This is a genomic window from Pseudomonas synxantha (assembly GCF_900105675.1).
In the GTDB taxonomy this organism is placed as follows: Bacteria; Pseudomonadota; Gammaproteobacteria; order Pseudomonadales; family Pseudomonadaceae; genus Aquipseudomonas; species Aquipseudomonas synxantha.
In genome coordinates, this window is record NZ_LT629786.1 from 5,103,034 (window position 1) to 5,123,990 (window position 20,957).

19 protein-coding genes are annotated in these 20,957 nt (G+C 57.9%); 5 read left to right on the forward strand and 14 right to left on the reverse strand.

The features are described 5' to 3' along the window. Positions 1-5: 5 nt before the first annotated feature. Entirely contained in the window at positions 6-1,916 is a 1,911-nt protein-coding gene (gene ftsH / locus BLU48_RS23640) for an ATP-dependent zinc metalloprotease FtsH (protein ID WP_046069552.1), read from the reverse strand. Between the two features lie 200 nt (positions 1,917-2,116). Then, on the reverse strand, positions 2,117-2,767 hold the full coding sequence (rlmE, locus tag BLU48_RS23645; RefSeq protein WP_034117848.1) for a 23S rRNA (uridine(2552)-2'-O)-methyltransferase RlmE: 651 nt from the start codon (positions 2,765-2,767) through the stop codon (positions 2,117-2,119). Positions 2,768-2,873: 106 nt separating this feature from the next. On the opposite strand from rlmE, the gene yhbY reads away from it, so the two are divergent. After that, the gene (yhbY, locus tag BLU48_RS23650) at positions 2,874-3,182 is read left to right on the forward strand and encodes a ribosome assembly RNA-binding protein YhbY (RefSeq protein ID WP_043048386.1); all 309 of its coding nucleotides are present in this window, start codon (positions 2,874-2,876) and stop codon (positions 3,180-3,182) included. A gap of 9 nt (positions 3,183-3,191) precedes the next feature. Here yhbY and BLU48_RS23655 read toward each other — a convergent pair whose 3' ends face one another. From BLU48_RS23655 to grpE, 8 genes are all read right to left on the reverse strand, one after another. Beyond that, positions 3,192-3,596, reverse strand: a complete 405-nt coding sequence (locus BLU48_RS23655; RefSeq protein ID WP_043048387.1) for a hypothetical protein — start codon at positions 3,594-3,596, stop codon at positions 3,192-3,194. Between the two features lie 28 nt (positions 3,597-3,624). Next, the gene (greA, locus tag BLU48_RS23660) at positions 3,625-4,101 is read right to left on the reverse strand and encodes a transcription elongation factor GreA (protein WP_043048492.1); all 477 of its coding nucleotides are present in this window, start codon (positions 4,099-4,101) and stop codon (positions 3,625-3,627) included. Positions 4,102-4,103: 2 nt separating this feature from the next. Next, positions 4,104-7,325, reverse strand: a complete 3,222-nt coding sequence (gene carB / locus BLU48_RS23665; RefSeq protein WP_057025023.1) for a carbamoyl-phosphate synthase large subunit — start codon at positions 7,323-7,325, stop codon at positions 4,104-4,106. A gap of 105 nt (positions 7,326-7,430) precedes the next feature. Next, on the reverse strand, positions 7,431-8,567 hold the full coding sequence (carA, locus tag BLU48_RS23670; RefSeq protein ID WP_057025024.1) for a glutamine-hydrolyzing carbamoyl-phosphate synthase small subunit: 1,137 nt from the start codon (positions 8,565-8,567) through the stop codon (positions 7,431-7,433). A 259-nt stretch (positions 8,568-8,826) separates the two neighbouring features. Next, positions 8,827-9,633 (reverse strand): 4-hydroxy-tetrahydrodipicolinate reductase, encoded by an 807-nt coding sequence (dapB, locus tag BLU48_RS23675; RefSeq protein ID WP_057025025.1) that lies wholly within the window; start codon positions 9,631-9,633, stop codon positions 8,827-8,829. A gap of 9 nt (positions 9,634-9,642) precedes the next feature. After that, positions 9,643-10,767 carry a molecular chaperone DnaJ gene (gene dnaJ / locus BLU48_RS23680; protein ID WP_056845708.1) on the reverse strand — a complete coding sequence of 375 codons (1,125 nt, stop codon included), beginning with the start codon at positions 10,765-10,767 and terminating at the stop codon, positions 9,643-9,645. Between the two features lie 317 nt (positions 10,768-11,084). Continuing rightward, the gene (gene dnaK / locus BLU48_RS23685) at positions 11,085-13,001 is read right to left on the reverse strand and encodes a molecular chaperone DnaK (protein WP_046069556.1); all 1,917 of its coding nucleotides are present in this window, start codon (positions 12,999-13,001) and stop codon (positions 11,085-11,087) included. 102 nt (positions 13,002-13,103) lie between these two features. Continuing rightward, entirely contained in the window at positions 13,104-13,673 is a 570-nt protein-coding gene (gene grpE / locus BLU48_RS23690; RefSeq protein ID WP_056845709.1) for a nucleotide exchange factor GrpE, read from the reverse strand. Positions 13,674-13,927: 254 nt separating this feature from the next. Here grpE and recN point away from each other — a divergent pair, with 254 nt between their 5' ends. Beyond that, a complete protein-coding gene (gene recN / locus BLU48_RS23695) occupies positions 13,928-15,601 on the forward strand; it encodes a DNA repair protein RecN (protein ID WP_057025026.1) in 1,674 nt (557 codons plus the stop codon). An 85-nt stretch (positions 15,602-15,686) separates the two neighbouring features. On the opposite strand, the gene fur is transcribed toward recN, so the two are convergent. Continuing rightward, the gene (fur, locus tag BLU48_RS23700; protein WP_003194220.1) at positions 15,687-16,091 is read right to left on the reverse strand and encodes a ferric iron uptake transcriptional regulator; all 405 of its coding nucleotides are present in this window, start codon (positions 16,089-16,091) and stop codon (positions 15,687-15,689) included. 98 nt (positions 16,092-16,189) lie between these two features. On the opposite strand from fur, the gene BLU48_RS23705 reads away from it, so the two are divergent. Then, the gene (locus BLU48_RS23705; protein WP_043048396.1) at positions 16,190-16,717 is read left to right on the forward strand and encodes an outer membrane protein assembly factor BamE; all 528 of its coding nucleotides are present in this window, start codon (positions 16,190-16,192) and stop codon (positions 16,715-16,717) included. Between the two features lie 63 nt (positions 16,718-16,780). On the opposite strand, the gene BLU48_RS23710 is transcribed toward BLU48_RS23705, so the two are convergent. Together BLU48_RS23710 and BLU48_RS23715 are read right to left on the reverse strand one after the other, a co-directional pair. Continuing rightward, positions 16,781-17,083, reverse strand: a complete 303-nt coding sequence (locus tag BLU48_RS23710; protein ID WP_057025027.1) for an RnfH family protein — start codon at positions 17,081-17,083, stop codon at positions 16,781-16,783. After that, entirely contained in the window at positions 17,076-17,510 is a 435-nt protein-coding gene (locus BLU48_RS23715; RefSeq protein WP_005791512.1) for a type II toxin-antitoxin system RatA family toxin, read from the reverse strand. The genes BLU48_RS23710 and BLU48_RS23715 overlap by 8 nt, the downstream gene beginning before the upstream one ends. 168 nt (positions 17,511-17,678) lie before the next feature. Between BLU48_RS23715 and smpB the strand changes: the two genes are divergently transcribed. After that, positions 17,679-18,161, forward strand: coding sequence for an SsrA-binding protein SmpB (gene smpB, locus BLU48_RS23720; RefSeq protein ID WP_014719962.1), 483 nt, complete (start codon positions 17,679-17,681; stop codon positions 18,159-18,161). Positions 18,162-18,199: 38 nt separating this feature from the next. On the opposite strand, the gene BLU48_RS23725 is transcribed toward smpB, so the two are convergent. Then, positions 18,200-18,967: a GntR family transcriptional regulator gene (locus BLU48_RS23725; protein WP_034117836.1), complete on the reverse strand. Its 768-nt coding sequence runs from the start codon at positions 18,965-18,967 to the stop codon at positions 18,200-18,202. A gap of 252 nt (positions 18,968-19,219) precedes the next feature. Here BLU48_RS23725 and BLU48_RS23730 point away from each other — a divergent pair, with 252 nt between their 5' ends. Beyond that, positions 19,220-20,914 carry a lactate permease LctP family transporter gene (locus BLU48_RS23730; RefSeq protein ID WP_057025028.1) on the forward strand — a complete coding sequence of 565 codons (1,695 nt, stop codon included), beginning with the start codon at positions 19,220-19,222 and terminating at the stop codon, positions 20,912-20,914. Positions 20,915-20,957 lie beyond the last annotated feature (43 nt).

Genomic DNA, 20,957 nt, shown 5'->3' on the forward strand with positions numbered 1-20,957 from the left:
AAACCTTAATGGTCAGCCGCCGGGCCACCGATTGGGGCTTCAGGGAGTTCATTCTGAACTACGGGCGGGGTGCCCGAGGTACCCGAACCACCTTCCCAGTCACGAGGCTCACGCGGCGTACGGCCAGCCATGATGTCGTCGATCTGGTCGGCATCGATGGTCTCATACTTCATCAGCGCATCAGCCATGGCGTCAAGTTTGTCGCGGTTATCAGTCAGGATCTGCTTGGCCGTACCGTAGCACTGGTCGATGATGCTGCGAACCTCGGAGTCGATCAGCTTGGCTGTCTCACCCGAGAAGCTGGCGCTCTGACCGCCACCACCACGGCCCAGGAACACTTCACCCTCTTCCTCGGCATACATCAAGGGACCCAGTTTCTCCGACAAGCCCCACTTGGTCACCATGTTCCGGGCAATCTGGCTGGCACGCATGATGTCATTGGACGCGCCGGTGGTCACGCCGTCGAAACCAAGGGTCATTTCTTCCGCAATCCGGCCGCCGTACAGCGAACAGATCTGGCTGATCAGTGCTCGCTTGGAGAGGCTATAGCGATCCTCCTCCGGCAGGAACATGGTCACACCCAGGGCCCGACCGCGCGGAATGATCGACACTTTGTAGACCGGGTCATGCTCAGGCACAACGCGACCGACAATAGCGTGACCCGCCTCGTGATAAGCGGTGTTCTGCTTCTCTTTCTCGGACATGACCATGGATTTGCGCTCGGCGCCCATCATGATTTTGTCTTTGGCCAGCTCGAACTCTTTCATTTCAACAATGCGCTTACCGGTACGGGCAGCGAACAAGGAAGCCTCGTTGACCAGGTTAGCCAGGTCAGCACCGGAGAAACCTGGCGTACCACGGGCAATCACAGCCGGTGCCACGTCGTCACCCATTGGCACTTTGCGCATGTGTACTTTCAGGATCTGCTCACGGCCACGGATATCCGGCAGGCCAACCACGACCTGACGGTCGAAACGGCCCGGACGCAGCAGTGCAGGGTCCAGCACGTCCGGACGGTTGGTTGCGGCGATGACGATAATGCCGTCATTCATCTCGAAACCATCCATCTCGACCAGCAACTGGTTGAGGGTCTGCTCACGCTCATCGTGACCACCACCCATGCCGGCGCCACGATGGCGACCAACGGCATCGATTTCGTCGATAAAGATGATGCACGGCGCGTGCTTCTTGGCCTGCTCGAACATATCGCGAACACGGCTTGCACCCACGCCGACGAACATCTCGACGAAGTCAGAACCGGAAATGGTAAAGAAAGGCACCTTGGCTTCACCGGCAATCGCCTTGGCCAGCAAGGTTTTACCGGTACCCGGAGGACCCACCATCAACACACCGCGAGGAATACGACCACCCAGGCGCTGGAACTTGCCCGGATCGCGCAGGAACTCAACCAGCTCGCCGACTTCTTCCTTGGCCTCGTCGCAACCGGCAACGTCAGCCAGGGTGGTCTTCACCTGATCTTCGGAGAGAAGGCGCGCCTTGCTCTTGCCGAAGCTCATCGGCCCGCCCTTGCCTCCCGCGCCGCCTTGCATCTGGCGCATGAAGAACATGAACACAGCAATAATCACCAGGATCGGGAAGCTGGCTACCAGGAGCTGGGTCCAGATACTCTGCTGCTCCGGCTGCTTGCCTTCCACGACGACCTTGTTATCCACCAGGTCGCCGATCAGCCCATTGTCCTGAATTGCCGGACGAATGGTCTTGAAGCTGTCGCCATCAATGCGCTTACCGGTAATCACGTAGCCATCAACCGCTACGCGCTCGACCTTGCCATCCTTAACTTGCTGGATGAAGTCGGAATAGTTGAGGGTCTGCGGCTCGTTAGGGCTGGAGAAGTTGTTCATCACCGTCACCAGGACAGCCGCAATGATCAACCACAGGATCAGATTCTTTGCCATATCGTTCAATTAACTACCCTCTGAAGCAAGCTCCGCTACTGGCGCGCGCTTCGCATGATATTCACCGGCCTAACTTACTACATTACCTACATCTCTGGCAGGCGCCGTCTGTAACCCTTTGTGAAACTTTGACCACACAATATTCGTAAAGCCTCATGACGAAAGCGATATAAAAAAACCTATCGCCCTCCTCGAAATTCTCAAAAACGCTCTTCGCTCGCCGCGCCTTCGACGCCGCGGAAGCCGCGGCACAACAGGTATTGCTCCCTGGACCTGTCCCGGGAGGAGTCCGGCTTACGCGTCTGAACCTTGTCGAACAACTTGCGGATGTTCTTGTGGTACTCGTCGAAACCTTCACCCTGGAACACTTTCACCAGGAAATCACCACCTGGACGCAATACGCGCCCCGCCAGATCCAATGCCAATTCACACAGGAACATGGCTCGCGGCATATCAACAGCCGGTAATCCACTCATATTGGGGGCCATGTCGGAAATCACAAGGTCTACCTGCGAATTTCCTACAGCCTCCAGAATCTCGGCCAGCACCGCGTCCTGGGTAAAATCACCGTGCACGAAGGTGACATCCGGGATGCTGTCCATCTCAAGGATGTCGGAAGCGATCAGTCGACCTTGCCCACCAATCAGACGACTGGTCACTTGGGACCAGCCACCGGGGGCCGCACCAAGGTCGATAACGCTCATGCCTGGACGAATCAACTTGTCCTTGTCCTGGATCTCCAGCAGCTTGTAGCTGGCCCGGGAGCGATACCCATCCTTCTGCGCCTTTTTGACGTAAGGATCGTTGAAATGTTCTTGCAGCCACTTAAGGCTAGTTTTGGAACGGGCCACGGGCCACCTCGAAAAATAAAACGGGTCGTGATTAACTGGGCGGTCCCGGACTCGCTCGGGTAAACTGGCCGCCGCTTTTTACAAGATCAGACGCAGGGGTCAGATTATGCCGCTCACTCAAGAGCAGAAGAAACAGTACAAATCCATTGGCCACCATCTGAAACCAGTTCTGATTGTGGCAGACAACGGGTTGACTGAAGGTGTGTTAGCCGAATTTGAACGCGCACTGAACGATCACGAACTGATCAAGATCAAGGTCAATATCCTTGATCGCGAAGCGCGCCTGGCTGCCGTTGCAGAACTGTGCAAGGCGGGCAAGGCGGACCTGGTCCAGGTCATCGGCAAGATGGCGCTGCTGTATCGCAAGAACTTCAGCGTCAACAAGCAACTGTCGAACGTACACCGCTTCAAGTAACAAAAAGGGTCACGGGCGTGCTTCGCGCGCCCTGCCACTCCATCCCGGGACCGGCTGCATCACCAGCACCAGGCCGGAGAACCCTAGCACAAGATAGCTGAACAGCCGCCAGCGCAACGCTTCCGGCAGCCACACATGCACCACGCAAAACATCGCGCATGCATACAGCGCCATCAACAGCAGTTGCCCACGAATATCTCGCCACAGACTCCCCAAGCCTTCAGCCTTGATCAGCACTAACGCCTGAAGCATTACGCACGCCGCCGCAAAACCTACCAGCAGCGCACTCAATAATCCGTCGACCTCGTCGATCAGCAGCGGTGCCAGGCCAATCAGGCCCAGCGCCGGTAGCACGCCGATATGTAACAGCCACAGGCCGCCAACCCAAAGCATCTGGGAGAGCTGCCAAAGCATGGCGCCCGCACGAAGCGGGCGCTTTTTTTCAGATGTGACGAACTTCGACAATCTCGTACTCGATCACGCCACTCGGCGTCTTCACAGCAACCACGTCGCCCTCTTCCTTGGCAATCAAGGCACGAGCAATCGGCGAACCGACGGAGATCTTGCCTTTTTTGAAGTCAGCCTCATCTTCTCCCACGATCTGGTAGGTCACGCTCTCATCGGTCTCGACGTTGGCGATTTCCACCGTGGTGCCAAAGATCACCTTGCCAGTATGCGGGATGGTCGTGACATCGATAATCACCGCATTCTGCATGCGGCCCTCGATATCACGAATCCGCGCCTCGACCATACCCTGCTGCTCACGGGCAGCGTGGTATTCGGCGTTTTCCTTCAAGTCACCCAGCTCGCGGGCCGTACCGATGTCCTGGCTCAGCTTTGGACGTACGACCTTGGTCAGATGGGCATGCTCCTCTTCCAGGGCCTTGGCACCCTGAACGGTCATTGGGTATTTGGTTATGCTCATGCCTTCAATCCCGCATGTAAATCCTGCAAGCGACGCACGGTCTTTTCCGGACCGAACTTGAGCGCTTCGCAGATGGCTTCGCCAGCAGCAATGGTGGTGGTGCAGTAGATCTTGTGCTGCAAGGCATTACGACGAATGGAGTAGGAATCCGCGATCGACTGGCGACCTTCGGTGGTGTTGATGATCAGGGTTACTTCGTCATTCTTGATCATGTCGACCACGTGCGGACGGCCTTCCGTCACCTTGTTCACGCGACGTACTTTCAGGCCGGCAGCTTCGATCAGCTTGGCGGTCCCGGCGGTAGCCACGACTTCAAAGCCCAAGTTGATCAGATCACGGGCAACCCCTGCAACCAGTGGCTTGTCGTCATCACGCACGCTGATAAACGCAGTACCGCCGGTCGGAAGCACTTCACTGGCCCCCATCTGAGCCTTGGCGAACGCTTCACCGAAGGTATCGCCCACGCCCATCACTTCACCGGTGGACTTCATCTCCGGGCCCAGGATCGGGTCCACACCAGGGAATTTGGCGAATGGGAATACCGCCTCTTTCACGCTGTAGAAGTTTGGAATGATTTCCTTGGTGAAACCGATTTCCTTCAAGGTCTTACCGGCCATCACACGGGCCGCGATCATGGCCAGGGACACACCGATGCACTTGGAAACAAACGGCACGGTACGCGAAGCCCGCGGGTTGACTTCGATGACGTAGATGTCTTCGCCTTGCAGCGCCAACTGTACGTTCATCAGGCCGACCACACCCAGCTCCAGAGCCATTTTCTTGACCTGCTCGCGCATCTCGTCCTGGATATGCGCCGGCAGCGAGTACGGCGGCAGCGAGCATGCGGAGTCACCGGAGTGAACGCCCGCCTGTTCGATATGCTGCATGATTGCGCCGATCACCACGTCGGTACCGTCGCAAACCGCATCCACGTCCATTTCGATAGCGCAGTTGAGGAAGTGGTCCAGCAGCACCGGGCTGTCGTTGGACACTTTCACCGCATCACGCAGGTAACGCTTGAGCTCGTCTTCTTCATAGACGATTTCCATCGCGCGACCGCCCAGCACGTAGGATGGACGCACCACCAGCGGGTAGCCGATCTTGCTGGCCGCACGAATGGCTTCGTCTTCGCTGCGCACGGTGGCATTTGGCGGCTGACGCAGGTTCAGGCGCTCAACCATCTGCTGGAAGCGCTCACGGTCTTCGGCGCGGTCGATGGCATCAGGGCTGGTACCGATGATCGGCACGCCAGCCGCTTCCAGGGCACGCGCCAGTTTCAGCGGAGTTTGGCCGCCGTACTGGACGATCACGCCTTTGGGCTTTTCGACGCGACAGATTTCCAGGACGTCTTCCAGGGTTACCGGTTCGAAATACAGACGGTCGGAAGTGTCGTAGTCAGTGGAAACAGTTTCCGGGTTGCAGTTGACCATGATGGTCTCGTACCCGTCTTCGCGCAGCGCAAGGGCGGCGTGTACACAGCAATAGTCGAACTCGATGCCCTGGCCGATACGGTTCGGACCGCCACCCAGGATGATGATCTTGTCGCGGCCTGTCGGCGCGGCTTCGCACTCTTCCTCATAGGTGGAGTACATGTAGGCCGTGTCGGTGGCGAATTCTGCGGCGCAGGTGTCAACGCGCTTGTAGACCGGGAAGATATCCAGCTTGTGGCGATGAGTACGCAGGTTCTTCTCGGTCACACCCAGCAGCTTGGCCAGACGCTGATCGGAGAAACCTTTGCGCTTGAGGCGGAACATCAAGTCGCGGTCGATAGACGACAGACCCAGCGTCTTGACCTTCTCTTCTTCCTTGATCAGATCTTCGATCTGCACCAGGAACCACGGGTCGATCATGTTCATGCCGAAGATATCTTCGACGCTCAGGCCGGCACGGAAGGCGTCAGCCACGTACCAGATACGCTCTGCGCCCGGCACCGTCAGCTCGCGCTTGAGGATGCTCATGCTTTCCGGGCTGCTCATGTCGAGCTTCTCGTCCAGGCCGCAAACACCAACTTCCAGGCCGCGCAGGGCTTTCTGCAGGGATTCCTGGAAAGTACGGCCGATTGCCATCACTTCACCGACAGACTTCATCTGGGTGGTCAGGCGCGCATCAGCCTTGGCGAATTTCTCGAAGGCAAAGCGCGGCAGCTTGGTCACGACGTAGTCGATAGACGGCTCGAAAGACGCCGGCATAGCGCCGCCGGTGATTTCGTTTTGCAACTCGTCCAAGGTGTAGCCGATAGCCAGCTTGGCGGCGATACGCGCAATCGGGAAGCCGGTCGCTTTCGAGGCCAGCGCCGAAGAACGCGATACCCGTGGGTTCATCTCGATCACGACCATGCGGCCTGTGTCCGGGCAGATACCGAACTGAACGTTGGAACCACCGGTTTCAACGCCGATCTCACGCAATACCGCCAACGAGGCGTTGCGCATGATCTGGTATTCCTTGTCCGTCAGGGTCTGCGCCGGAGCAACAGTGATCGAGTCACCGGTGTGCACGCCCATCGGGTCGAAGTTTTCGATGGAGCAGACGATGATGCAGTTGTCCTTCTTATCGCGGACAACCTCCATCTCATACTCTTTCCAGCCGATCAGGGATTCGTCGATCAGCAGCTCTTTGGTCGGCGACAGGTCCAGGCCACGGGCACAGATTTCTTCGAATTCTTCACGGTTGTAAGCAATGCCACCACCAGTGCCGCCCATGGTGAAGGACGGGCGGATGATGCATGGGAAGCCCAGCTTTTCGAGAACCGCGTTGGCCTCTTCCATGCTGTGGGCAATACCGGAGCGCGGGCAGTCAAGGCCTATGGACTTCATGGCCTTGTCGAAGCGCGAACGGTCTTCAGCCTTGTCGATGGTGTCGGCATTGGCGCCGATCATCTCTACGCCGAACTTCTCCAGGACACCTTCGCGCTCCAGGTCCAGCGCGCAGTTCAGCGCGGTCTGGCCACCCATGGTCGGCAGCAGCGCGTCCGGACGCTCTTTCTCGATGATCTTGGCCACGGTCTGCCACTTGATCGGCTCGATGTAGGTGGCATCGGCCATGGCCGGGTCGGTCATGATGGTGGCCGGGTTGGAGTTCACCAGGATGACGCGGTAACCCTCCTCGCGCAGGGCTTTACAAGCCTGGGCGCCGGAGTAGTCGAATTCGCAGGCCTGGCCGATCACGATCGGGCCAGCGCCGAGAATCAGGATGCTTTTTATGTCTGTACGTTTTGGCATGGGTTTGTCACTCAAATCCGCAGGTCAGTCGGCAAGCCGTCTTGAACAATCTTTGAAGAGCCTGCGGGGGCCACCGAAGCTCGGGGCCGCCCACAGGCCAGTCAGTCAGCGTCGCTTGGCCATCTCATTGATGAAACGGTCGAACAGCGGCGCTACGTCGTTCGGGCCCGGGCTGGCTTCAGGGTGGCCCTGGAAGCTGAACGCGCTCTTGTCGGTGCGCTCGATGCCCTGCAGGGAACCGTCGAACAGCGACTTGTGAATGGCGCGCACGTTGCTCGGCAAGGTGGCTTCATCTACCGCAAAACCGTGGTTCTGGCTGGTGATCATCACAATGCCGGTATCCAGGTCTTGTACCGGGTGGTTTGCACCATGGTGGCCGTGCCCCATTTTCAGGGTCTTGGCGCCGGAGGCCAGGGCCAGCAACTGGTGGCCCAGGCAGATGCCGAATACCGGGATCTCGGTTTCCAGCACGTCCTTGATGGCCTGGATGGCGTAGTCGCATGGCTCGGGGTCACCCGGGCCATTGGACAGAAACACACCGTCCGGTTGCAGGGCGAGCACTTCGCTGGCCGGGGTCTGTGCCGGCACAACGGTCACGCGGCAGCCGCGCTCGACCAGCATGCGCAGGATGTTGTACTTGACGCCATAGTCGTAGGCGACCACGTGGTAAGGCAACTCGGCAGCATCGATGGTCGCATGGCTGTCAGTCTTCAAATCCCAGACAGTGGAGCGCCACTCGTACTTTTCTTTGACGCTGACGACTTTCGCCAGGTCCATGCCCTTCAGGCCAGGGAAACCTTGTGCTGCGGCAATCGCCGCCTCTTCGGAAATATTGTCACCGACCATGATGCAGCCGTTCTGCGAGCCTTTCTCACGCAGGATGCGCGTCAGGCGGCGCGTGTCGATACCGGCGATCGCCACAACGTTGTTGGCTTTCAGGTAATCGGACAGCGACATCGTGTTACGCCAGTTGCTCGCAACCAGTGGCAGGTCACGAATTACCAGACCTGCTGACCAGACACGATCAGACTCGACGTCTTCCGGTGTAGTCCCGGTGTTGCCGATGTGCGGATAGGTCAGGGTAACGATCTGTTGGGCGTAGGAAGGATCGGTAAGGATTTCCTGATAGCCGGTCATGGCAGTGTTAAACACTACCTCTCCAACGGTTTGACCGTCGGCTCCAATGGCTTCGCCGCGAAAAATGCTGCCATCAGCAAGGGCGAGTATGGCTGGCTTAGTCAAGAAGACCTCCCGTAAATAAAGCCTGAAAGGGCGATCGCAGGTTGTAAAAAAGCGGAGTGACGTATGGACACGTCACCCCGCTTCTTCACTGAATTATTCTGCGCGCTTTTAGTGGACACACTAAAGCTGTAGCTTACAGAAAAAGGCTTTTTTGGTCCACCGCTAATGAGCCTTAAAGGCAGGAGAATGCGACAGGACGTCGCTTAGCGGTTAAAAACGGGGCCTCAGGATAATCCTGGAGCCCCGTTTTAGCTACTGATTAGTGCAGATCCAGCACATCGCGCATGTCGTACAAGCCAGGCTCGCGCCCCTCCAACCAGAGCGCAGCACGCACCGCCCCCTTGGCAAACGTCATGCGACTGGAGGCTTTATGCGTGATCTCCAGGCGTTCACCTTCGGTGGCGAACAGCACTGTGTGATCGCCCACTACATCACCACCGCGCACAGTCGCAAAGCCAATGGTGTCGCGCGCACGCTCACCTGTATGACCTTCGCGCCCGTACACAGCCACTCTCGACAGATCGCGACCCAACGCATCGGCTATAGCTTCACCCATGCGCAGTGCGGTACCGGAAGGCGCGTCGATCTTGTGACGGTGATGGGTCTCGATGATTTCGATATCCGCCTCATCACCCAGCACACGCGCCGCCAGATCCAGCAATTTCAGCGACAGGTTCACACCCACACTGAAGTTGGCGGCAAAGACGATAGGGATGTCCTTGCCCGCCTCCACCAGCAACTGCTTCTGCTCAGCACTCAAGCCCGTCGTGCCAATCACCATCGCCTTGCCCGCCTTGCGGCAAAACGCCAGGTTTTTCAGCATCACATCCGGCAAGGTGAAGTCGATCAATACGTCGAACTCGTCAGCCACCTGCTCAAGGCTGCCCGACAATGAAACACCGATGCGCCCCAGAGAGGCTAACTCACCGGCATCCGCACCGATCAACGTGCTGCCCGGGCGAACAATCGCCGCGGTCAGCCCAGAGGCCGGCGAACGCTGCTGCACCGCTTCGACCAGCGTCTTGCCCATGCGCCCGGCAGCGCCCATTACGGCTATACGTCGCATATCACTTCCTTACAGGTCGCCGAAGAAGCGCTTTACGCCATCGAAAAAGCCAGTGGTTTTCGGCGAGTGGGAATCGTCACCTTCCAGCGAACTACGGAACTCTTCGAGCAATTCGCGCTGACGACGCCCCAGGTTAACGGGGGTTTCCACCGCTACGCGGCACATCAGGTCGCCAGCAGCACCACCGCGTACCGGCGCAACGCCTTTACCACGAATGCGGAACTGCTTGCCGGTTTGAGTACCTTCAGGAATCTTGAGCTTAACCCTACCATCAAGGGTCGGAATTTCCAGCTCGCCACCCAAGGCCGCATCGACAAAGCTGATCGGCACTTCGCAGAACAAATGCTTGCCATCGCGCTGGAAGATCGAATGCTCGCGCACATTGATCACCACGTACAGATCGCCCGTCGGACCGCCTTGGGTACCCGCCTCGCCTTCGCCCGACAGGCGAATACGATCACCGGTATCCACACCTGCCGGCACTTTCACCGAGAGGGTCTTGTACTCTTCGACGCGGCCTTCGCCGTGGCAGGAGTCGCACGGATCAGAAATGATCTTGCCCTGACCATGGCAACGCGGGCAGGTTTGCTGCACCGAGAAGAAGCCCTGCTGCATGCGCACCTGACCGATACCACCACAGGTCGGGCAAGTAATCGGCGAGGAACCTTTCTTCGCACCCGAACCGTCGCACGGCTTGCAATTGACCAGCGTCGGTACACGGATATTGACGCTGGTACCGCGCACGGCCTCTTCCAGGTTCAGTTCCAGGGTGTAGCGCAGGTCACTGCCCCGCTGGGCACCGCCACGCTGACCACCGCGACCACCACCAAAGAAGTCGCTGAACACGTCGCCAAAAATATCGGAGAAGTTCTGGCCACCAAAACCGGCACCGCCGCCGCCCATGCTCGGGTCGACGCCGGCATGCCCATACTGGTCGTAAGCCGCACGCTTATTGGGATCACACAGGCATTCGTAGGCCTCGTTGGCCTCCTTGAACATCTCTTCGGATTCTTTGTTATCCGGATTACGGTCCGGGTGGTGCTTCATCGCCAGGCGGCGGTAGGCCTTTTTCAGGTCCGCCTCGCTGGCCCCGCGCTCCACACCCAATACTTCGTAATAGTCACGCTTTGCCATAAGTCTTTGCACTCTTAAGGACGTCCGGCCTGGCCCTCCTGAACCCTGCCAAACTCGTTGAGCCCCAATACAGGCCCGGACCCAACTCACGTCAATTCAACGATCCTGGTCATTACTGCTTTCAGCCAGGGACCCGGCCAAAAACGCGGTGATTGTCATTCGGAAAGCAGGAGCATTCCCGGTCACACCGCCAGCATCCGAGCGTTGTCGCATGCTGTAAAAATTCGCATACCCCAGACACGCCAACGCGGGAGCTAGCTCCCGCGCGGCGACATCCTACCAGTCACCGCTTGTCAGCGGTCAACCGGACAACCAACTTACTTGTTGTCTTTAACTTCTTCGAACTCGGCATCGACAACATCATCGTGCTTGGCTTCAGGCTCTGCTTGTTGCGCAGCACCGTCAGCCGGCTGAGCTTGTTCGGCGTACATTTTCTGAGCGACCGGCGCGGAGACTTTCGACAGTTCCTCAACCTTCGCCTCGATGGCAGCCTTGTCGTCGCCCTTGATGGCGGCTTCCAGGGCAACCACTGCTGCTTCGATTGCAGTTTTCTCTTCGGCAGTCACTTTGTCGCCAGCATCAGCGATCATCTTGCGAGTCGAGTGAACCAGCGCATCACCCTGGTTGCGAGCACCGGCCAGCTCTTCGAACTTCTTGTCCGCTTCAGCGTTGGTTTCGGCATCACGGATCATCTGTTGAATTTCTTCATCAGACAGGCCGGAGTTGGCCTTGATAGTGATCTTCTGCTCTTTGCCGGTAGCCTTGTCCTTCGCACCAACGTGCAGGATGCCGTTGGCGTCGATGTCGAAGGTCACTTCGATCTGTGGCACGCCACGTGGTGCTGGCGGAATCTCAGCCAGGTCGAACTTGCCCAGGGACTTGTTCTGGGCGGCTTGCTTACGCTCACCTTGCAGCACGTGAATGGTCACGGCGCCCTGATTGTCATCAGCAGTCGAGAACACTTGGGATTTCTTGGTAGGAATCGTGGTGTTTTTCTCGATCAGCGCAGTCATCACGCCACCCATGGTTTCGATACCCAGGGTCAGCGGGCTTACGTCCAGCAGCAGTACGTCTTTCACGTCACCGGCCAGTACCGCACCCTGGATCGCAGCACCCATGGCAACGGCTTCGTCAGGGTTGACGTCTTTACGTGCTTCTTTGCCGAAGAACTCGGTTACCAGCTTTTGCACCAAAGGCATACGGGTCTGGCCGCCGACCAGGATCACGTCGTTGATCGAGCCAACGTCGATACCGGAGTCTTTCAGCGCGATACGGCAAGGCTCGATAGTGCGCTGAACCAGGTCTTCAACCAGCGCTTCGAGCTTGGAGCGCGAGATCTTCACGTTCAAGTGCTTAGGACCGGTAGCGTCTGCAGTGATGTACGGCAGGTTGACGTCGGTCGACTGAGCGGAAGACAGCTCGATCTTGGCTTTCTCAGCGGCTTCTTTCAGGCGCTGCATGGCCAGCGGGTCACCCTTGAGGTTCATGCCGCTTTCTTTCTTGAATTCATCAACGAGGTAGTCGATCAGACGAATGTCAAAGTCTTCACCACCCAGGAAGGTATCGCCGTTTGTGGCCAACACTTCGAACTGGTGCTCGCCGTCAACTTCAGCGATCTCGATCACGGAAACGTCGAAGGTACCGCCACCCAGGTCATAAACGATCACGGTGTGATCGCCCTTGGCCTTGTCCATGCCGTAAGCCAGTGCGGCTGCGGTAGGTTCGTTGATGATGCGTTTTACGTCGAGGCCCGCGATGCGGCCGGCGTCCTTGGTTGCCTGGCGCTGGCTGTCGTTGAAGTAGGCCGGAACGGTGATCACCGCTTCAGTCACAGCTTCACCGAGGTAGTCTTCGGCAGTCTTCTTCATCTTTTTCAAGATTTCAGCCGAGATTTGCGGCGGCGACATTTTCTGGCCGTTTACTTCAACCCAGGCGTCACCGTTGTCGGCCTTGGCGATTTTATAAGGCACCATCTTGATGTCTTTCTGTACGACTTCTTCGTCGAACTTACGACCGATCAGACGCTTTACCGCGTACAGGGTGTTATGCGGGTTGGTTACAGCCTGGCGCTTGGCCGACTGACCGACAAGGATTTCACCGTCGTTGGCGTAAGCAATGATCGACGGAGTGGTACGTGCGCCTTCGGCGTTTTCGATAACCTTTGCAACGCCGTTTTCCAGCACGGAGACGCAGGAGTTGGTGGTCCCCAGGTCAATACCGATAATTTTGCCCATGATTTACTCTCCCGAAACTTGAATTTTTTTGCCGCAGCAGTGGTGGCTAACCGCGGTAGCACTTAAACGCTTGACTTATAGATGGGGGCCTTGCGGCGGATTTCAAGCCTGCTCATCGATAGAAGGTGCAGGAGGTGCATCGGCGGCAGGAGCCTTGCTCACCACCACCATTGCCGGGCGCATCAAGCGACCATTGAGTTGGTAGCCCTTCTGGAACACCTTCATAACGCTGTTAGGCTCCAGGTCGTGACTTTCCTGCATGGCCATGGCCTGGTGGTGCTCAGCGTTGAAAGGCTCACCGCCTTGCGGATCGATAGCTTCCAGCTGATAACGCTTCAGGGTGTCCTGGAACATTTTCAGGGTCAGCTCGATGCCTTCGCGCATTGGGCGGATGTTTTCGTCGTCCGGGTTGGACAACTCAAGACCACGCTCCAGGCTGTCGATGATCGGCAACAGATCACCGGCGAATTTTTCCAGCGCGAATTTGTGAGCCTTCTCTACGTCCTGCTCGGCACGGCGGCGGACGTTCTGCAGATCGGCGGCAACACGCAAAGATTGATCCTGCGCAGCGGACAATTGCTCTTCGAGCACTTGCACGCGTGTCGCCAGCTCATCACCGGCAGCCGCGTTGGCGTCTGGAGTTTGCGTATCCTGCGTCTGTTCGTCAGCCATAGATCTCTCCTTTCAAAATCATGCGCGAACTCAACTCGCGCTTCTGTTCCGGTATATGGGGCCACAATTTCCAGGTTCAAGGGCGCAGGCGTTACCAAAAGTCTTTCGCATGCTCTGGATCATTTCCTGCGCCTTCATTCCGCATCGCGCTAAAAAAACGCATTGATCAAGCAAATCGAGCTAAGCCTCAGGATTGTCAGGCCTGAACAAAACACTGTATAAATAACCAGACCTAAAGCCTGGGAGCGGCCGTCATGCTGGTGCACCTGTCTGTACACAACTACGCCATTGTTGAACACCTGGACCTTGAACTGGATCGCGGGATGAGCGTAATCACAGGCGAGACCGGCGCCGGCAAGTCGATCATGCTCGACGCTCTGGGCCTGACCCTCGGCGACCGTGCCGACAGTGGCGTGGTACGCCCCGGCTCCGACAAAGCCGATATCCTGGCCACCTTCGACCTTGCGGATATTCCTGAAGCCGAGGCATGGCTGGCCGAGCGCGACCTCAATAATGAAGGGCCCTGCATTCTGCGTCGGGTGATCACTGCCGAAGGGCGCTCCCGCGGCTATATCAACGGCACCCCTTGTCCCCTAGGTGACTTGAAAGCGCTGGGGGAGCTGCTTATTGATATCCACAGCCAGCATGAGCACCAATCCCTGCTGAAAACCGATACCCACCGCCGCCTGCTCGATGAATACGCCGGCGCCACCGATCTTGCCCGTCAAGTTCAACTCGCGGCCCAACGCTGGCGCCAGACGCGCCAGGAGCTGGAACGCCTCTCCAACTCTGGCGACGAACAACGTGCCCGCCACCAGTTGCTCAGCTATCAGCTGGAAGAGCTCGAAAGCCTGGGCCTGGGTGAGACCGAGCTGGAGCAGCTTGAACAGGAACACAAGAACCTGACCAATGCCGAGACCCTGCTAGGTATATGCCGCCAGGTGGTCGAGCAATGCAGTGAGAGCGATTCCGGCAATGTACTCAACGCACTGACCGCCAGCCTCAATCGCCTGTCCAGTGTGAACAACGCTTCCGGTTCGCTGAGTGAAGCCACCACCCTGCTGACCAGCGCACAGATCCAGGTTGAGGAAGCGGTCGGCGAACTGAATCGTTTTCTGGACCATTTCGATGCCGATCCAGCGCGCCTGCAGGAAATAGAAGAGCGCCTGGATACTATCTATACCCTGGCACGCAAGCATCGAATCCAGCCCACTGAAGTCGCCGCCATGCAGCAGAAACTGCTGGATGAAATCGAGACACTGAACGCGAACGACGAATCCATCGAGCGACTGGGCGAAGAGCTCGCCTCGTTTGCCCGCCACTACCAGGAAAAGGCCCGGGAGCTCAGCGACCTGCGCCAGCAAGCAGCCACCAGCCTGGCCAGCGCCGTTGAGCAAGAAATCCAGCGCCTGGGCATGCCGGGCGGGCGCTTCACCATCGAACTACGCGCAAACGCCAGTCACGAACTGCAACCCCATGGGCTGGAGCAAGTAGAACTGCTGGTCAGCGCCAACCCCGGGCAACCACTCAAGGCCCTTGCCAAAGTCGCGTCCGGCGGCGAGCTGTCGCGAATCAGCCTGGCGATCCAAGTGATTACCGCCCAAACCTCACGAGTGCCGACGCTGGTATTCGACGAGGTAGACGTTGGCATTGGCGGGCCGACCGCAGAGATTGTCGGCCAGTTGTTGCGCCGCCTGGGGGATCGCGGCCAGGTGCTTACGGTAACTCACTTGCCGCAAGTGGCCGCCCAGGGTCATCAGCATTTATTTGTGCACAAGGTGCGTGGCAATGACGCGACGCACACGGCCGTCTCCAAGCTGAACAAATCGGAGCGGGTAGAAGAGGTCGCGCGCATGCTCGGCGGTATCGACTTGACCAAGGAGTCCTTGGCTCACGCGAAAAAAATGGTCGTGGCGGCGAAGGCCTGAACTGATATTTCCCTTCTTATAGAAAGCACGAAGGCGACCCTGGGGTCGCCTTCAATCGTTTCACAGAGCAAATCTGCGTCGATTTTTACTTTTTCTTACGGATGTACAAGACCAGATTATGATCGACCAAATCGAATCCATGCTCCTCAGCAATCTTATGCTGCAGCGCCTCGATTTCAGGACTGGTGAACTCGATAACCTCATTGGTATCCAGGTCAACCATGTGGTCGTGGTGACCACCGTCGGCCAATTCAAACACCGCATGACCGCCGTCGAAATTATGACGAACCACCAGCCCTGCGGCTTCAAACTGGGTCAGCACACGGTAAACCGTGGCCAAGCCGACGTCCTCGTTAGACTCCATCAGCGCCTTGTAGACATCCTCGGCACTCATGTGACGCTGCTCAGCAGAATCGAGCATTTGTAGAATCTTGACTCGTGGCAGAGTCACTTTGAGACCGGCTTTGCGTAGTTCGCTATTTTCAACCATGGTTAGCTTTCTCGCGGATGCTGCTTCGCAGCTTCTCTTAATACGGGTATGATCGGCGTTTACGTTGTCCCAGCCAAGATAGTGGAAGTCGCCCACCGATGCAAAACACCAAGCTCTTGCTAACCAGTTTCACCTTTGTGGGACTGCTCGCACTCGCCGGTTGTTCATTCCCCGGGGTTTACAAAATCGACATCCAGCAGGGCAATGTCGTCACGCAGGACATGATAGACCAGTTACGCCCGGGAATGACCCGACGGCAAGTACGGTTTATCATGGGCAACCCCCTGCTGACCGACACTTTCCATGCCGATCGCTGGGATTATCTCTATAGCCTCCAGCCAGGTGGCGGTGAACGCCAACAGGAGCGCGTCAGTGTCGTCTTCAATGGCAATGACCAGCTTGTCAGCCTGTCCGGTGACTTCATGCCTGGCGTGAGCCGCGATGAAGCGCTGCTGGGCAAGGACAGCGGCACCAACGTGACCGCACCTGTGCAGGAAGCTGAAAAACCGAAATCCGAGGTGCCGGCCAAGCCTGGCTCGCTGCTGGACCAGATCCAGAAAGACGTCGACGGCGTGGAAACCGTGCCCGTTCCGACGCCACAACCTCTGGACACCGACCCGCAGTAATTTTTCGTTGCTCGATAAAAAGCCCGGCATGCCGGGCTTTTTGTTGCCTGCCATTTGGCCGGCTTAGGAATTTTGCTGTCTGCTCATCGCAGCTTTAGCCGCACGCAGCCTGCGCACTTCCTTGGGGTCCGCAAGCAGCGGCCGGTAGATTTCAATTCGATCACCTGGCTGCACAGCACGCACATCAGCATCCGCCACCACCTTACCGAAGATTCCCAACGGGCAGTCGGCCAACACCAGATCCGGAAATTGCCGTGCGATTCCCGACGCCAGGACCGCCGCCCTCAGGCTGGTGCCCACGGGCATTGTCACCGCCAACAAAACCTGGCGATCCACCGCGGCATACACCACTTCAATCTCAACCATGCAATTGCTTGGCCCGCTGGCAGAACGCATCCACCAGCGTATTAGCGGCCTGATTGAACAAAGGCCCCAGCGTGGCACGCACAATAGGCCCGGCATAATCAAATGACAGATCCAGGCTGATCTTGCAGGCCTTATCCGTCAGCGCCTTGAATACCCACACCCCATGCAACTGAGTGAAAGGCCCCTCCTGCAGATTCATTTCGATGGATTTGCCAGGCACCAGCACATTGCGCGTCACAAAATGCTGGCTAAGACCGCCCTTGGCGACCCCGACACTGGCAACCATGTGCTCGTCACTGCTCTCCAAGACCTCGGCAGTCGAGCACCAAGGCAGGAATTCCGGGTAACGCGCCACGTCGTTGACCAGGTCATAGAGCGCCTGCGCTGGATAGGGCAACAGGGCCGAACGTTGAATATGCGTCGTCATGTGAGCGTTACTTCCACTGCTGAGCGGCAAACATCGCGAAAGTACAGCCCGATCCGCGAGAGAAAAAAACCTAAGAACTGCCCGTATTGTCCGGGATTCGTCCAACACGCTCAAGCACGCAGGTTGACCGTAGCCGACACGCTCGCAACTCCCTATAATGCCGCCCCTATGGCTAAACAAAAGAAACACCCCACAGGGACCATCGCGCAAAATAAAAAGGCGCGACACGATTACTTCATCGAACATCGGTTCGAGGCTGGTCTGGTCCTGGCCGGCTGGGAAGTAAAGAGTCTGCGTGCCAGCAAACTGCAGCTGGTCGACAGTTATGTGCTGCTCAAGGATGGCGAGGCATGGCTGCTCGGCAGTCATATCACCCCGCTGACCACCGCGAGCACTCACGTGATTGCCGACCCGGTGCGCACGCGCAAGCTATTGCTTAACGCCCGCGAACTGGAAAAGCTCGCCGCGGCCGTGCAGCAAAAAGGTTACGCCTGCGTCTGCTTGTCCTGGTATTGGAGCAAGCACCTGGTCAAGTGCGAAATCGCACTGGGCAAGGGCAAGAAGGAATACGACAAGCGCGATACCGAACGCGAGCGCGATTCCAACCGTGAACTGCATCGCGCCGTGCGCAACAAGGGCAAGGAAGAATAACCCTTGCGACGATGTAGCCTCGGGCACCTTGCCCGGGGCTACATGCCCTTGCGTCGTTCCGCCCGCGCTACACGCTGAACCTCCTGACGTACTTCCTCCAGCACTTCCTGCACATACAACAGGTGACGTGTCGAGACTTCGCGCGCCTGCTCGGCTCGCCCCTCAATGATTGCCAGGTACAAATCCCGATGCTGGCTGATCAGCATGTCGCGGGTCTCTGTACGCTGTTGATACATGCCGCCGATGTTGGTCACCACGTTTCGCTTGAGCAGATCGAACAAGCCGCGAATGGTGTGCAGCAACACAGCGTTATGACTGGCCTCGGCAATCGCCAAGTGAAATCTCGCATCCGCGGCGCCCTCCTCAACTCGGCTCACCTCGTCGGCTCGCGCATAACAATCCTGCAGCGCCTCAAAAGCCGCTGTCAGCCGTTCACGGTCGACCTCCGTGGCACGCAACGCCGCGTAATAGGCACAAGAAGCCTCCAGGGTCTGGCGAAACTCCAAAAGGTCCCGCTGTGCCTCGGGATTGTTTTCCAACAAATGCAGCAGCGGATCGCTGAAGGTCGAACCCAGGGAGTCCACCACATAGTTGCCACCGCCCTGGCGACTGACCAGCAACCCCTTGGCCGCCAGTTTCTGGATCGCCTCACGCAATGACGGGCGCGACACACCAAACTGTTCAGCCAAAGCGCGCTCGGCCGGCAAGCGCTCGCCTGACTTCAACGTGCCCTCAAGGATCATGCCCTCAAGCTGCTCGACAATGTCATCAGACAAACGGCGCTGACGCACCTGATCAAACCCCATAACTCACTCTCCACGATCCCGACCACTCGCCGGGCCTTCTATTCTGGCCTATCGCTGCGCTTGCAGCACCTATCAGAACACCTTTGATTCATCCGATCAGAGCACCGCCCATCACGGCCTCAGACCAAAGTTTCGCGAGCGGCAAATTGACACACCACTGCAATGCCTTTTAATCTAGCCCACAGCGAATGTAAATTGGTATTACCAATTATCCAAGCACACAAACAACAACAAAATCAGGGGCCACCCCATATGCAAACCTGGCAACAGCTCTACAGCCCTCTCGGCAGCCTCGGCCTGTCCGCAATGGCCGCCGTCATTCCCATCGTGTTCTTCTTCCTGGCCCTGGCTGTGTTTCGTCTTAAGGGTCATGTGGCTGGCAGCATCACCCTGGCGCTGTCGATCCTGGTGGCTATCTTCGCCTTCCAGATGCCGGTGGACATGGCCCTGGCTGCAGCCGGTTATGGCTTTGCCTACGGCTTGTGGCCCATCGCCTGGATCATCGTGGCAGCGGTATTCCTCTACAAATTGACGGTCAAGAGCGGTCAGTTCGAGATCATCCGCAGCTCCGTCTTGTCGATCACCGACGACCAGCGCCTGCAGGTCCTGTTGATCGGCTTCTGCTTCGGTGCTTTCCTGGAAGGCGCCGCCGGTTTTGGTGCGCCCGTGGCGATTACCGCCGCGCTGTTGGTCGGCCTGGGTTTCAACCCGCTGTACGCCGCCGGCCTGTGCCTGATTGCCAACACCGCGCCAGTGGCCTTCGGTGCATTGGGCATTCCGATCATCGTCGCAGGCCAGGTCACCGGCATTGATGCGTTCAAGATCGGCGCCATGACCGGCCGGCAACTGCCGTTGCTGTCGCTGTTCGTGCCCTTCTGGCTGGTGTTCATGATGGACGGCCTGCGTGGCGTTCGCGAAACCTGGCCAGCGGCATTGGTGGCTGGCTTGAGCTTTGCCATCACCCAGTACTTCACCTCCAACTTCATTGGCCCGGAACTGCCAGACATTACCTCGGCACTCGCCAGCCTGATTGCCCTGACGCTGTTCCTGAAAGTCTGGCAGCCCAAGCGCACCGCAGGCGCACAGATTGCCGGCACCACCTCCAGCGTAGCGGTCACCTCCAGCGCCGGCGGCTTCGGCTTGCCACGCAGTACAGTGGTTTCGCCCTACAGCCTGGGGCAGATTTTCAAGGCCTGGTCGCCGTTCCTGATCCTGACCGTGCTGGTAACCATCTGGACCCTCAAGCCCTTCAAGGCCATGTTCGCCGTGGGCGGTTCGATGTACAGCTGGGTCTTCAACTTTGCGATCCCTCACCTGGATCAACTGGTGATCAAAGTCGCCCCCATCGTGACCAACCCGACCGCCATCCCGGCCGTATTCAAGCTCGACCCGATTTCGGCCACCGGCACTGCGATTTTCTTCTCCGCACTGATCTCCATGCTGGTGTTGAAAATTGACGTAAAAACTGGTCTTACCACTTTAAAAGAAACCTTCTTTGAGCTGCGTTGGCCGATCCTGTCCATCGGCATGGTGTTGGCGTTTGCTTTCGTCACCAACTATTCGGGCATGTCCTCGACCATGGCTTTGGTGCTGGCCGGCACCGGCGCAGCTTTCCCGTTCTTTTCGCCATTCCTTGGCTGGCTGGGGGTTTTCCTGACAGGCTCCGATACTTCATCCAACGCCCTGTTCAGCTCATTGCAAGCCACCACCGCCCACCAGATTGGCGTCAACGACACCTTGCTGGTAGCGGCGAACACCAGCGGCGGCGTGACCGGCAAAATGATCTCGCCGCAATCGATCGCCGTGGCCTGCGCCGCCACTGGCCTGGTAGGCAAGGAATCCGACCTGTTCCGCTTTACCCTCAAGCACAGCCTGTTTTTTGCCACCATCGTCGGGCTGATCACCTTGGCGCAGGCCTACTGGTTCACCGGTATGCTGGTGCACTGAGACCTGCACGTAATAGGGTAAGAATCGACGCCGGATAACGATT